This is a genomic window from Acinetobacter sp. SCLZS86, from assembly GCF_021560715.1.
Classification (GTDB): domain Bacteria; phylum Pseudomonadota; class Gammaproteobacteria; order Pseudomonadales; family Moraxellaceae; genus Acinetobacter; species Acinetobacter towneri_A.
In genome coordinates, this window is the sequence record NZ_CP090864.1 from 803,377 (window position 1) to 816,074 (window position 12,698).

Sequence of the window (12,698 nt, forward strand, 5' to 3'; positions counted from 1 at the left end):
GACAAAACTGTACTCAGCTTTTTTGTTTTCGCTATTTTGCTGATTTAACGCTGCAATCCATTTGAGGCATAAGAAAAGGCGCATAAAGCGCCTGATCTTAAAGTTGAGAAGCTATTTGTTTTAGCGATCATCAAACTCATTGTGCTGCGGAGCAGGGTATTTAAAGCCTTTGGTTTTATAACCGAGGTATAAAACCCCAAACATCGCCCACCATAAGCCATACTTCAATGAAGTTTCATCGACTTCGAGCCATAAAGCAAACACTGCAATAAAGCCACACAACGGTACGATCACAAAATTGAGAATGTCTTTAAAGCCTTTGGTGCGACCATCACGCAGCGCGTAACGTGAAATCACCGATAAATTCACAAAACTAAATGCGGTGAGAGCGCCAAAACTGATCAATGAAATGACAAAATCCAAGTCCATAAAACCAGCAGTTAGCGCCACAGCACCTACAATTAAAATATTGTATGAAGGTGTATAGTTGCGTGGACTGATATGACCAAAGATTTTTTTGTTGATCACGCCATCACGACCCATCACGTACATTAAACGTGATACGCCCGCATGTGCCGAAATACCCGATGCCATGACCGTTACAATTGCAAAGGCAAGTACATAAGATTGGAACAATGAGCCACCAACCAAGAGTAGAATTTCTGGCTGCGTTTCAGCAATATTTTTAAAGTAGCTGCCTGGTTCATTCGGGAAGAAAATCTGCATGAAATAGGTGCTAACAATGAAAATTACGCCTGCAATTAGTGCAGTTAAGAAAATCGCTTTTGGTAAGGTTTTTTCAGTGTCTTTGGTTTCTTCTGCAAGTGAGCTGAGTGAGTCAAAGCCTGTAAATGAGAAGCAGAGTAGGGTTGCACCTGTAATCAATGCGCCTACCGAAGTCAGTTCATTCCAGAAAGGCTCTAAGCTCCATAACTGATAGCGTTGTTCGGCAGTGATTGGGCCATCGGCATTAAAGCCAGCTTGAAGTTTGGTGAACATCATCCAAGTAAAGACACCAATCACCACCAGCTGTACCAAAACGATCATACTGTTAAAGTTGGCGACAAAGCGCGCACCACGCAAGTTAACACCTGTCATAAATGCCGTGAGTACCACTACCCAAATCCAGTGATTCACTTCAGGGAATAACGCTTCTAAATAAATCACCGCCAAAATAATGTTGACCATTGGCGAGAGTAAATAATCCAGCCAAGATGACCAACCCACCATAAAGCCGACATTGGGGTGAATGGATTTTTGTGCATAGGTATAGGCCGACCCTGAAGATGGGTAACGACGAATCATGTGACCATAACTCAAAGACGTGAAAAGAATGGCAACCAGTGCAAAAATATAAGATGTGGGTACGTGAAAATGACTTTCTTCCGATACTAAACCGAAAGTGTCGAATAACGTCATCGGTTGAATGTAGGCTAAACCAATAATAATAATGTGCCAGAGTCCTAGCGTTTTTTGCAGTTTAGCTGCCGATTGAGTCCCAGAGATATTTGTCAACGGCGTTATCCTCTTAATCGTTGATCAAGGATCAGTCATGTTTGTTCAGGATTGTTTGAGACGAACAATCCCCCTTATATAAAAAGTAAAAACGCGCCAATCTACTCTATAATGACGCGCTTTGTCAGTATCTTTGCTTTCTTTTTTAGCAGAAAAAAAGCCATATTGATGAAAAAACATCAGACGCAGCAGTCTACCAATGAAAAGCCCGATGTTTAGAAAAACATCAGGCTAGATTTTCGGTTATATTGGCCTATTTTGTAGGAATTACCAAGCCTTTTTTAAGATAGCTTTGAGTTCTTCTAAATTGGCCTCTTTCGGGTTATAAATAATTGAACCATCGTTCAGGGCTTTTTCAGCCACTTCATCTAATTGCGCTTCGCTGACTTTACCCGTTTCTTGTAAAGTTCGTGGTAATTTGGTCAGTGCGTATAAGCGGTCACGAATGGCTAAGAGTGTCGAAATGGTTTTATCGGCACGTAAATGTGCAGGGGTTTGTGCGTAAACATCTGCGCCAGCCAATGGTAATAGCAGCTCGGCAATTTTATCAGCATTGACGTCTTTGTTGTATTCCAACACGTATGGCAAAAATAAATTCATGCAGAGTCCATGTGGTAAATGCGCCACAGCACCCAACGCATGACCTAAGGAATGCACCAAACCCACCATAGAATTTGAAAATGCAATGCCCGCCATGGTTGATGCTTGTGCCAGTTCCAAACGGCCTTGTTCCTCACTTGGATTATCTAATACATTGAATAGGTTACTGCTGATTTTTTTAATTGCTGCTGTGGCATAAGCATCAGAAATTGGGTTTGCTGCCATGCAACTATAAGCTTCAATGGCGTGCGTCATGGCATCCATTGCTGTCATTGCTGTCAAATGTGGTGGCAAGGTTTGCGTCATACGTGGGTCTAAAATGGCTGCATGTGGCATTAAGTAATATGACGCAAACGGCATTTTGACATTCTTTTCGGTGTCAGATACCACCGCAACCATAGTGACTTCTGAACCTGTGCCTGATGTAGTAGGAATCACAAAAAATGGTTTTAGCGGGCGCGGTAAGTTATGTGCACCTGAATATTGCAATAAGTCATCACCGCCTTCACTGACTAAAATATTGGTGGCTTTAGAGGTGTCAATGACTGAGCCGCCACCCACCGCAATAATGGCATCACAGTTGTTTTCACGGTACAACTGCGCAGCACGACGAACTGTTGCCACACTTGAATCTTGCGGGACATCATCAAAAACATAGCCAATCACGGCATCGGTAGATTCAAAAGCTGCTTCAATCGGGGCAAGCAAATTGTTGGAACGCACGCCTTTGTCGGTAATGATCATTGGGCGTTGAGAACCGAGTGTCGCCAATTCAAACGGAATATGTTCAAGCGCTGCATGACCTGCAATGACTTTGACTGGGCAAAAAAATTCGTAATAAGGCTTCGCCATGTTATGCACTCCGTTTGAAATAAGATTGGGCAACTTTTAAATAAATATTGGCTGCACCTGATAGTTTTTCTTTTAAGCTGAGTTCAGTCGGATATTGTTTTACCGCCAGTTCTGCCAGTAATTTAGGCAAGATGAGCGCTTCCATTTTATTCAGGCAACGTACCAAGCGAATTGCATAAGATACATCACCATCGGCAATCATGCGGTCATGCGCAAAAGCCTGTGCGGTACTTTCCTGAAATGAAAACACTAAAAATGCATGATTTAAGTGTTTGAAGGTAATGGTTAAATCGGGTTTTTGTGCCGTATTCTGTAACAGTTCTAATTGATGATCCGCAGTGACTTTGGCAACAAAGGCTGGACCATTCGGAAAAACTTTCATAGACAACACAAAGTTGCTGGGAAATTTGGCAACTTCTTGTTTAATTTCTTCATCGACCTGACTTGCCATGACTAAGCCTCTGCCAATCACATCCATCATGAGTTTGACATAGGCCAGTTGCAAAGCGGGTTTCACAGATTTAGTTGAAATCACGCGCTGAATCCCTGTGTTATAAATCATTATTTAGAGTAAATACTCTATTTTATTTCTTATTGAAAAGAAAGCCATTTATACGTGAATGACTTGTACGTCATTAAAGTAACCGCTGTTTTGTAAAGTTGCAATGATATCTGCGCAGAAGTTTTCAAAATGTGGATAGTCATTGACTAAATCCATCACACGTACCATTTCCAAACCTGCATAGCCGCAAGGGTTTATACTTTGAAAACCTGTTAAATCACAATCAATATTAAGAGCTAAACCGTGATAACTACGACCTTTGCGAATTTTAAAACCGAGCGAGCCAATTTTTCGTTCATTGACATATACTCCTGGTGCATCGGCTTTGGCATAGGCATCAATACCGTATTTTTTTAGCAGTTCAATCATCAAATTTTCGGCATAAGATACCAAAGTACGGACATTCCAGCCTAAACGGTTCAGGTCAAACATGAAATAGGCAACCAATTGACCTGGGCCATGCCATGTAACTTGACCACCGCGATCCGTCTGTACTACAGGAATACCCGTTGCCATTAAGATATGTTCGGCTTTACCTGCTTGCCCCTGAGTGAGTACATTAGGATGTTGCAAAATCCAGAGTTGGTCAGGGCTGTCAGCATCACGTTGTTCAGTCCAGTGTTTCATTTCCTGAAAGCGTGCTTGATAGTCAGTCAGGTCATGATATTGACGAATAATCAGGTTTGGCCGTTGTGCAGTATCCACAGAGATGCAGTCCTATCCATAAAAGCAAGAAATTGATTTTATTATACGAAAATGTGGCGGCTGTAGGGGATTTGTGGATGGAATAAGATTTTAGCAGCATAGAAAAAAAAACACGCCCGAAAGCGTGTTATTTGAAAATCAATCTACAAAATTACAATGCAGTTTTAATCAAAGGGCAGGCTGCCAAATCTGCATAAATGGCATGCACTTGTTCCAATTCTTCAAAACGCAATTGTGCTGTAATTGAATGATACTTGCCTGTGCGTGATGGGGTAATGCTGATGCTTTGTGCATCAAACTCAGGGAAGTGTTTCACTAAAATTTCAACCACAGCAATACGCAGTTCATCACCCGCGTCACCAATGAGTTTAATTGGGTAATCCATTGGAAACACCCAAAGATGCTCTTGCAGTTCACGAGATGGGGTACGGTTGAATAACGTCATAAGCGTGTGTCTCTATCTCTATATCAAACGCCTGCTTAGGGCAGGCGTTTTTTGGTCTTGTTGAATAAATGAGGCTGAATTTTAAAATTTCAATAGCTCATTTATGCAGCAATTTTAGTCATTTTCTAAGAATGAACGTAAGTGTTCAGAACGAGAAGGATGACGAAGTTTACGTAAGGCTTTGGCTTCAATCTGACGGATACGTTCACGGGTCACATCAAACTGCTTCCCAACTTCTTCCAAAGTATGATCGGTTGGCATATCAATACCAAAACGCATTTTCAGAACTTTAGCTTCACGTTCAGTCAAATTTTCAAGCACTTCACGGGTCGCTTCTTTTAAGCCTTCAGAGGTTGCCGCATCAACTGGTGAGGTGATGTTGCTGTCCTCAATGAAGTCACCCAAATGAGAATCTTCATCATCACCAATTGGCGTTTCCATAGAAATCGGCTCTTTGGCAATTTTCAGTACTTTACGAACTTTAACTTCGTCCATTTCCAAACGTTCGCCTAATTCTTCTGGAGTCGGTTCACGACCCATTTCTTGAAGCAATTGACGCGATACACGGTTGATCTTGTTAATAGTTTCGATCATGTGTACTGGAATACGAATGGTACGCGCTTGGTCGGCAATAGAACGGGTAATCGCCTGACGAATCCACCATGTTGCATAAGTCGAGAACTTATAACCACGACGGTATTCAAACTTGTCTACCGCTTTCATCAAGCCGATGTTACCTTCTTGAATCAAGTCTAGGAATTGTAAACCACGGTTGGTGTATTTTTTCGCAATCGAAATAACCAGACGCAAGTTGGCTTCAACCATTTCTTTTTTCGCACGACGGGCTTTGGCTTCGCCTACTGCCATACGCTTAGAAATTTCTTTGATGCCTTTAACATCTAAGCCTAACTCTTTTTCAATGTCGGCAATTTTTTGTTGGAACGCCAAAATATCTGGACGTACTTTTTCCAAATAGCCTTTTTGGTCGGCAGGTGCTTTGGCAATGTGCTCGTCTAACCAAGCAAAGTTAGATTCCTGGCCTGGGAATGAGGTACGGAATTGAGTACGATCCATACGACCACGACGCACCGCATAACGCATCACTTCACGTTCAGCAGTACGAATTTGTTCATGTGTACCACGAATCATTTCCGAAATAATATCGAATAAACGTGGCGTAAATTTAAACATCATGAATACAGTCGCTAAAGCTTCTAAAGCCTCTTGAGCTTCGGCACTTTCACGACCATGTTTTTCAATGGCAGCAATTTTTGCAAGATAAGCCTGTTCCAATTCACCAAAACGCATTCTTGCAATTTCTGGGTCTGGACCTGAATCTGCTTCAGATTCTTCTTCGGCTTCAGCTTCTTCTTCCTCATCGTCATCATCAAGTTTGACGTCTTTGGTTGGTTTGTTGCTGGTGTCTTCTTCTTTGTCTAAATCGGCTTCGTCTTCTAAAACTTCTGGAATTTCTTCATCGGTTTCAGGGTCTAAATAACCTGATAAAATATCGGCAAGGCGGCGTTCACCTGCTTCATAATCTTTATATTCTTGCAGTACCACTTGCACTGCGTTTGGCCAGTAGGCAATCGAGTGAAGTACATCGCGAATCCCTTCTTCAATACGTTTCGCAATGCTAATTTCACCTTCACGCGTTAACAGCTCAACCGTACCCATTTCACGCATATACATACGCACAGGGTCTGTGGTGCGACCAGGCTCATTTTCTACAGAGGCAAGTACCGCTGCAGCTTCTTCTTCAGCAACTTCGTCGGCAGCTTCCGCATTATCCTCGAACATTGCATCATCAGATTCAGGCGCACGTTCATGCACAGGAATACCGACGTCTTGAAGCATTTGAATAATGTCTTCAATCTGCTCGCTTTCTGTGATTGAGTCCGGGAGATGATCGTTAACCTCAGCGTAAGTTAGGTAACCTTGCTCTTTGCCTCGGCTAATCAGAGCCGCTACTTGCGAAGTAGGGGAATTCATATCGCTCATCTTTGCTTACTCTTCGTTGAATCTGTGGCAGTGAAAAACCGTGCATGATAGCACAATTCGCTTTAAATAGGGGGTGAATTGATCAATCAAGCATGATTTTAAAATGATGTTTGAATGAAGAATTTGATAGGAATATGGGGCTTTAATACTGTTTTTCAAGTCAATTTCCTTTTTGCCCACAAAATATTTTTATGATTGGGGCGAATCTCAAATAATGATACTAACTTGTCCATAAATACACAAATTTCCCCCAAGGCTGCAAGCGGTTTATGTTGCAGTTATTTGAAAAAAATAAATAAAACTTGACAATATTTATAAAGGCAGATAAATAGCGGCTTGACCCTTCACATTTTTTCATTCTGAGGTAGTTTTAGTGTCTTCTACAGATTTTGAACTAGATGATAACTACGGTGATGATGATGTTAATTTCGATGAGGCATCAAACAAAATAAGCGCGAAAGAATCTTTAGAAAAGCGCCGTTTGATTGATGATTTACTCGCACAACGTCGTTTGGAGCGTGAGCTCAAAGATTTTGATTACGATTTTGACGATGATGACGATGAAGATGACTAAAATCAGGTACTGTATCGGGCATTGAAAATGTTATGCTACACCCCTAAATTGACACCGATGGATTTGAAATGACTGCTTTAGATTTAGACCTGTTAAGTGAATATCTAGATGGCGACCAAAACGAGCATGGTCTAGACTTCGCTGCAACGCATGGTTTCTTGTGCGCCATTGCAGTTGGACCTCAATTTGACCCATGGTTAAATGAATTGTTTGAAGGCAATCAAAAGAAAGTCCCTGCCGAAATTATTGCGCAAATTGAGGCTTGGTTAGAAAGCATTCGCCAAAGTTTAGCCAATGAAGAAGGCATTGAGTTTCCATTTGAAATTGAAGAAGCAGAAGTTGATTCAAGTTTAGGTGATTGGAGCGTTGGCTTTGTCGATGCGATGTTCTTAAACGAAGAAGCGTGGTTTACGCCTGAATTTGAAGAACAATTGGTTGATTTAACTTTGCCAATGATGGTGTTCAGTGGCATTGATGAAGAAGATCCACAGATGGAAGCTTTCCGTCGAAACGGTCAGTTAATGGACGAAATAGCAGAAGAAATTCCTGAGAATCTGAATGAGTTGTATTTAATGTATCACACGCCTGATTAATGGCTTGGTTTACATATTGTGTAATATGTAATCCTCATAAAAAAAACGCACTGCGCAAATCGCAGTGCGTTTTTTATTATGGCGCTTCAATGATCATGTTACCAATTAGCGTGTCGCACGATCCCAAGCATCTTTTACCGCAAATTTGGCTTGTTCCCACGTTAAGCGAGAACTCCCTTTAATTTGCCCCCATTTGCTTCTTAAATCGTGTTCCACATCTTCGAAACGTGTGTGCGTATCATAGTGTGGGCGGTTTTCATAACCAACACGGTAGGCATTTTGATAGTCACGTTCATATTCTAAATCGGGGTAATGACTACGTGTTTCTGCATAATAGTCTGTATTGAGACTATTGGCACGCCAGTACGCTTCTTCTTCTGTAGGGTTTACTGCTTCTGCAGCGCCTTTACCAGCCAAGCCACCCACTACAGCACCTACAGCACCACCCACCACAGCACCTACTGGACCACCTAGCGCACCTACGGTTGCACCTGTTGCCGCACCCCCAACTGCGCCTAAACCTGTACCAACAGGGTGTGCACCAGGTTCTCCTGTAATTGGGTCGGCATTTAAACGATCACGCTCTTCTTTGGGTAAGTTTTTAACCACATCACGGTCAATCTTATCATTGCGTTCAAAATCTGACATCCGAATCACCTTTTTCTCTTTGTATGCGTTATTGCGTTCCTATATTCATAAACCGCTATGAATAGGTTTAATTTACGCTGCTACAATGTAGGCTTATAGCCTATTCAGAATGCATTTCAGTTACAGCGCATGTCCGACGTAAATTTATGTGTCATATATCAGCCTGATGTTAATTTTAAGTGTTTGATGTTGCGGTTCAATGTAAAATACGTACTTTAGGTAAGCTTATAAGTACGTTTTGTGATAATAACGATTCGCATACCAACCATAAGCAACATGAAAAATTGCGCCATGAATTGCAATCAAACACAGCATCACCACCGCAGACAAAGCCAGTCCTGCTTTATCTGCAGCTTGTAAAATGGCCTCAGCATTCGGGTTCATGAGCACTAAGAAAAACACAAAGAAGCTGCCAATAATAATCGCGACTGCACTTGAGCCCCAGACCAGTTGAATTTTTTCATCACTGCTCGGTAAGCGTTGTTCTTTTTTGACAAAATGTCCTGCGCTAATGAATGCTGCGGCAATTAATGCAGGGAGTAAGGTTAAGCCACCTAAGTTCAGACCAAAAATCAATACGCTAATGAGTAAGACCAGCGCAATACTGTAAACCGCAGCAAAAAATAATAAATATGGTTTCATGTCTGATTTTCCCCAAAAAATTGATTCAATTACGCAGCAACACAAGCATTAGTCACGCATTTTACGGCGATGCCTACGGTATAAAAGCATGGCGATGACTAAGAGCACCAAGCCGATAATGACATGACTGACCTGACTGAAAATTTGCTGCATCAATTGTTGGTTTTCACCAAAATAATAACCCAGGCAGGCTAAAAAAGTGGTCCAGATGATTGTGCCTAAACCACTATAAAACATAAATTTCCAAAATGGCATGTGACTCATGCCTGCAGGAATACTAATCAGAGAACGAATGGCGGGAATCATGCGCCCAAAAAATACAATCCGATGTCCATATTGTTCAAACCAATGTAGGGAGTTTCGGACATCTTGTTCTTTAATCCATAGATATTTACCGTAGCGATTCACCCAGTGGTAAATACTTTCGTGTTTACAGCGATAACCCACCCAATACAACACTGCCGCCGCGACCAATGAGCCGATACAGCCCGCAATAATGACACCCAATAGCAATAATTGCCCTTGCGATGCAGAGTAGCCTGCAGAGGGCATAATAATTTCAGAGGGAACAGGTGGAAAGACATTATCCAGAAACATCAACAGGGCAATACCTAGGTAGCCCAGTTGTTCCATAATGGAAATAATCCATTCAGTTAAGTTCATGCAAGTCGTGCTTTAGAAAAGTGCTTCTATCCTAAGCAGTATTGGTCAAACAGTAAAGTCTTGCGCAATCTGGACTTAATCAAGCTCTGCATGGGTCAGGGTATAGATATATACACGTCTTAAGCTATACGCCACGAGGATAGGGATGGCACAGAGCAGGGCGTAATTCAAGAAATGCGCTTGCAGATGGTAGCCTACAAATGCCGCAATAATACCGCCTAAAATTGCACCTAAAGCTACAATAAAAGTATGTGATTTATGTTCCAAACAATCTTGCATTGTTGCACTATGCGCAGCAGTCACCGCTTTTACAGGCGTAAAACGTAGTGTGTGCATTGAATTTGAAATTGTTGTTTTAGGCATAGCGTCACTCCTGATTGCGGCATATAAATTTAGGAATACATAACGATCCTTGAATTTTGGGTCACGGAATATGTTGAGTTTGTGCTGAACATCCGCACGAATAGAGCCACAAATTTTGTGGCTTATTTTGATTGAATGCTATCACCTAATCAGGGGATATTGCGCAATGCTTGGTAAACATGCGTTGTAATTTTATGTTCTATGTAATCTTGCATGAAGCATATATGTAGACATAAAAAATCCCCATACAGGATGAGGACTTTTTCAATATGATTAGAGTGGTCGATACAACATTAACATGGCTTTAATTAGACCTTATTGATGTGTATGAGCCTGTATTGATTACAGACGTTTACGTTTAGCTGCGGCAATTTGTGATTGGCGCATACGGAAACCTTCTTTTTGTTTCTCGCTGGTTTTATCAATACAGTACACGCAAGATACGCCGTGTTCATAGCTTGGTAATTCAACTTCTTTAGGCAGTAATGGCCAACCGCAAGCATGACATTTGGTGTTTTGACCTTCTTGCATGCCATGTGTTACCGCTGTACGACCATCAAATACGAAACATTCGCCTTCCCATAAGCTTTCATCGGCTGGTGTTTCTTCTAAGTATTTGAGTACGCCACCTTTTAAGTGATAGACCTCGGTAAAACCTTCTTGTAACAATAAAGAGGTCGATTTTTCACAACGAATCCCGCCTGTGCAGAACATCGCAATTTTTTTGTCTTTATGCTGTTCTAGGTTTTTTTTCACATATTCTGGAAATTCACGGAACGTTTCAGTTTTTGGGTCAATTGCGCCCTTAAACGTTCCTGCTTTGTATTCATAGTCATTACGGGTATCAATCAGAATAACATCGTCACGGGCAATCAGTTCATTCCATTCTTTCGGGTCTAGGTAGTGACCGACTAAATCACGTGGTTTTACTTCTACACCCAAAGTCACAATTTCTTTTTTGAGCTTGATTTTCATTTTACGGAATGGCTTTTCAGAGCTATGTGACTCTTTGTATTCCATTGATGTAAAACCTTCATCCCACAGAAATTGATGAACTTGATCAATGGCGGCACGATCACCCGCCACAGTTCCATTAATGCCTTCACCTGCCACAATAAGAGTACCGCAAAGGTTGATTGAATTTACCAAATCTAATAAGCGTTGTTGAAGATCGGCAGGATCTGAAACTTCTTTGAATTGATAAAGTGCGGCAACAACCCAAGTCGTGGTCGCTGGCTGTTCTACAGGTGCAAGCTGTTCTACAGTAGCGTTCATGGAGTACTCCAATAGATGAAAGACAAAAATTTAAGGCGCATATTCTAACCTGCTTTGTGTGAATATGCGAGAAAACCGAGCGCGGTACATGGTTTGTAAAGCACGACACAACATTTTAAAAATGGAGCAGAACGGAGTATGATGCCACTCGTTTCAAAGAAGAATGTTGTGTTCATATTGATGCGTCAACAGGTGTTGTTAAATATTGGAGTGTTGTGTTGAGTAAGGATCGTCAAATTGCCACTTTAACCCCGTGTGCAGGTCGTTGTTCTACGGTGTTTGGTGATGCTGTCTGTCGAGGTTGCCGTCGTTTTAACCATGAAGTGATTCAATGGAATAGTTATACGCCTGAACAACACACTGCCGTTTGGCGTCGCTTAGATGCACAGCTTGATCAGATTTTAGTGCCTATGCTGCCTTTTGCCGACCTGTGTCATGTCGAAGAGTTTATCCGCTCTAAGCGTGTGCGTTTACGTGATGATGCTTCAAAAGGGCGTAAGCTGTATCATGCATTGAAAATTTGTGAAAAAAATCGACATTTTACCGATGAAAGCGGCTTGGGCATTCACGACAAAGAAGTGCGACCTTTGTGGCAAGAGTTTGAACGTCGTGTGTTGGCGCTTGCAACCGCAAGTTATGATTTTGCATTCTTACGTGCCGATGGCATCAGTCATAGCTTATTGCATAGCTTGCAAGATGACTAATTTGTAAGTCTTGCGATTAAAGAGTAGACAGACTTTTATTGAGCCATAAAAAAAACTCGCAAAATTTGCGAGTTTTTTATTTTTATACAGGAATGGCTTAAGCCACTTGTACAGGAATACAGTTTGCAGTGTGGCTCACGGTATTGTCTGGGTTTGCATAGACCAAACGTGGTTCGTGCGCATTGGCTTCTGCTTCAGTGAAGTCACCAAAGGTTGCAATAATAATAATATCGCCTACATCGGCTTGGTGTGCAGCACCACCATTGACTGAAATGATGCCTGAGTTGTCTTCACCACGAATTGCATAAGTTGTGAAGCGCTTACCATTGGTCACGTTCCATACGTGGATTTCTTCATATTCACGAATGCCAGCCAAATCCATGAGTGTTCCGTCAATTGCACATGAACCTTCGTAGTGAAGTTCTGCATGAGTTACAAAAGCACGGTGGATTTTGCATTTTAATAAACGAGATAGCATGGTGAGCGTCTCCTTAGTGGACCTAAGATTTTATCTTATGGTTGAATTCAAACACTGCTTGCTGGATGTCAGTTCCGA

15 protein-coding genes are annotated in these 12,698 nt (G+C 41.7%); 3 read left to right on the plus strand and 12 right to left on the minus strand.

All coding sequences use genetic code 11. The features are described 5' to 3' along the window. Positions 1 to 120: 120 nt before the first annotated feature. From LZP46_RS03675 to rpoD, 6 genes are all read right to left on the minus strand, one after another. Complete coding sequence (locus LZP46_RS03675) at positions 121 to 1,515, minus strand: APC family permease (protein ID WP_236094703.1); 1,395 nt, start codon at positions 1,513 to 1,515, stop codon at positions 121 to 123. Between the two features lie 267 nt (positions 1,516 to 1,782). Continuing rightward, positions 1,783 to 2,967, minus strand: coding sequence for an iron-containing alcohol dehydrogenase (locus LZP46_RS03680; RefSeq protein ID WP_236094704.1), 1,185 nt, complete (start codon positions 2,965 to 2,967; stop codon positions 1,783 to 1,785). 1 nt (position 2,968) lies between these two features. Continuing rightward, positions 2,969 to 3,502 carry a hypothetical protein gene (locus tag LZP46_RS03685; RefSeq protein ID WP_026438100.1) on the minus strand — a complete coding sequence of 178 codons (534 nt, stop codon included), beginning with the start codon at positions 3,500 to 3,502 and terminating at the stop codon, positions 2,969 to 2,971. 75 nt (positions 3,503 to 3,577) lie between these two features. Continuing rightward, positions 3,578 to 4,234: a lipoyl(octanoyl) transferase LipB gene (lipB, locus tag LZP46_RS03690; RefSeq protein WP_236094705.1), complete on the minus strand. Its 657-nt coding sequence runs from the start codon at positions 4,232 to 4,234 to the stop codon at positions 3,578 to 3,580. A 151-nt stretch (positions 4,235 to 4,385) separates the two neighbouring features. Beyond that, positions 4,386 to 4,679 carry a YbeD family protein gene (locus LZP46_RS03695; protein WP_019837061.1) on the minus strand — a complete coding sequence of 98 codons (294 nt, stop codon included), beginning with the start codon at positions 4,677 to 4,679 and terminating at the stop codon, positions 4,386 to 4,388. Positions 4,680 to 4,793: 114 nt separating this feature from the next. Beyond that, positions 4,794 to 6,680 carry an RNA polymerase sigma factor RpoD gene (rpoD, locus tag LZP46_RS03700; protein WP_004972247.1) on the minus strand — a complete coding sequence of 629 codons (1,887 nt, stop codon included), beginning with the start codon at positions 6,678 to 6,680 and terminating at the stop codon, positions 4,794 to 4,796. 373 nt (positions 6,681 to 7,053) lie between these two features. On the opposite strand from rpoD, the gene LZP46_RS03705 reads away from it, so the two are divergent. Both LZP46_RS03705 and LZP46_RS03710 read left to right on the plus strand, forming a co-directional pair. Then, the gene (locus LZP46_RS03705) at positions 7,054 to 7,254 is read left to right on the plus strand and encodes a PA3496 family putative envelope integrity protein (protein ID WP_019837063.1); all 201 of its coding nucleotides are present in this window, start codon (positions 7,054 to 7,056) and stop codon (positions 7,252 to 7,254) included. A gap of 68 nt (positions 7,255 to 7,322) precedes the next feature. Beyond that, positions 7,323 to 7,847, plus strand: coding sequence for a YecA/YgfB family protein (locus tag LZP46_RS03710; protein WP_236094706.1), 525 nt, complete (start codon positions 7,323 to 7,325; stop codon positions 7,845 to 7,847). A gap of 105 nt (positions 7,848 to 7,952) precedes the next feature. Here LZP46_RS03710 and LZP46_RS03715 read toward each other — a convergent pair whose 3' ends face one another. The 5 genes from LZP46_RS03715 to trhO all read right to left on the minus strand — a co-directional run bounded on the left by LZP46_RS03715 (position 7,953) and on the right by trhO (position 11,438). Beyond that, the gene (locus LZP46_RS03715) at positions 7,953 to 8,495 is read right to left on the minus strand and encodes a hypothetical protein (protein WP_236094707.1); all 543 of its coding nucleotides are present in this window, start codon (positions 8,493 to 8,495) and stop codon (positions 7,953 to 7,955) included. Between the two features lie 225 nt (positions 8,496 to 8,720). Then, positions 8,721 to 9,137 carry an ABZJ_00895 family protein gene (locus tag LZP46_RS03720; RefSeq protein ID WP_236094708.1) on the minus strand — a complete coding sequence of 139 codons (417 nt, stop codon included), beginning with the start codon at positions 9,135 to 9,137 and terminating at the stop codon, positions 8,721 to 8,723. A gap of 48 nt (positions 9,138 to 9,185) precedes the next feature. Then, on the minus strand, positions 9,186 to 9,800 hold the full coding sequence (locus LZP46_RS03725; RefSeq protein ID WP_236094709.1) for a DedA family protein: 615 nt from the start codon (positions 9,798 to 9,800) through the stop codon (positions 9,186 to 9,188). A gap of 75 nt (positions 9,801 to 9,875) precedes the next feature. Then, positions 9,876 to 10,163 (minus strand): hypothetical protein, encoded by a 288-nt coding sequence (locus tag LZP46_RS03730; protein WP_070153954.1) that lies wholly within the window; start codon positions 10,161 to 10,163, stop codon positions 9,876 to 9,878. Between the two features lie 342 nt (positions 10,164 to 10,505). After that, positions 10,506 to 11,438 (minus strand): oxygen-dependent tRNA uridine(34) hydroxylase TrhO, encoded by a 933-nt coding sequence (trhO, locus tag LZP46_RS03735; RefSeq protein ID WP_070153953.1) that lies wholly within the window; start codon positions 11,436 to 11,438, stop codon positions 10,506 to 10,508. Positions 11,439 to 11,656: 218 nt separating this feature from the next. Between trhO and LZP46_RS03740 the strand changes: the two genes are divergently transcribed. Continuing rightward, positions 11,657 to 12,142, plus strand: a complete 486-nt coding sequence (locus LZP46_RS03740) for a DUF1289 domain-containing protein (protein WP_230244050.1) — start codon at positions 11,657 to 11,659, stop codon at positions 12,140 to 12,142. A gap of 97 nt (positions 12,143 to 12,239) precedes the next feature. Here LZP46_RS03740 and panD read toward each other — a convergent pair whose 3' ends face one another. Further along, entirely contained in the window at positions 12,240 to 12,620 is a 381-nt protein-coding gene (gene panD / locus LZP46_RS03745) for an aspartate 1-decarboxylase (protein ID WP_004972232.1), read from the minus strand. Positions 12,621 to 12,698: the final 78 nt, after the last annotated feature.

Excerpts from the sequence above, each read along its gene's own strand:
- LZP46_RS03680 (WP_236094704.1), bottom strand. The coding sequence starts at position 2,967 with ATGGCGAAGCCTTATTACGAATTTTTTTGCCCAGTCAAAGTCATTGCA.
- LZP46_RS03695 (WP_019837061.1), bottom strand. The coding sequence starts at position 4,679 with ATGACGTTATTCAACCGTACCCCATCTCGTGAACTGCAAGAGCATCTT.
- rpoD (WP_004972247.1), bottom strand. The coding sequence starts at position 6,680 with ATGAGCGATATGAATTCCCCTACTTCGCAAGTAGCGGCTCTGATTAGC.
- LZP46_RS03710 (WP_236094706.1), top strand. The coding sequence starts at position 7,323 with ATGACTGCTTTAGATTTAGACCTGTTAAGTGAATATCTAGATGGCGAC.
- LZP46_RS03715 (WP_236094707.1), bottom strand. The coding sequence starts at position 8,495 with ATGTCAGATTTTGAACGCAATGATAAGATTGACCGTGATGTGGTTAAA.
- LZP46_RS03720 (WP_236094708.1), bottom strand. The coding sequence starts at position 9,137 with ATGAAACCATATTTATTATTTTTTGCTGCGGTTTACAGTATTGCGCTG.
- LZP46_RS03725 (WP_236094709.1), bottom strand. The coding sequence starts at position 9,800 with ATGAACTTAACTGAATGGATTATTTCCATTATGGAACAACTGGGCTAC.
- LZP46_RS03730 (WP_070153954.1), bottom strand. The coding sequence starts at position 10,163 with ATGCCTAAAACAACAATTTCAAATTCAATGCACACACTACGTTTTACG.
- trhO (WP_070153953.1), bottom strand. The coding sequence starts at position 11,438 with ATGAACGCTACTGTAGAACAGCTTGCACCTGTAGAACAGCCAGCGACC.
- panD (WP_004972232.1), bottom strand. The coding sequence starts at position 12,620 with ATGCTATCTCGTTTATTAAAATGCAAAATCCACCGTGCTTTTGTAACT.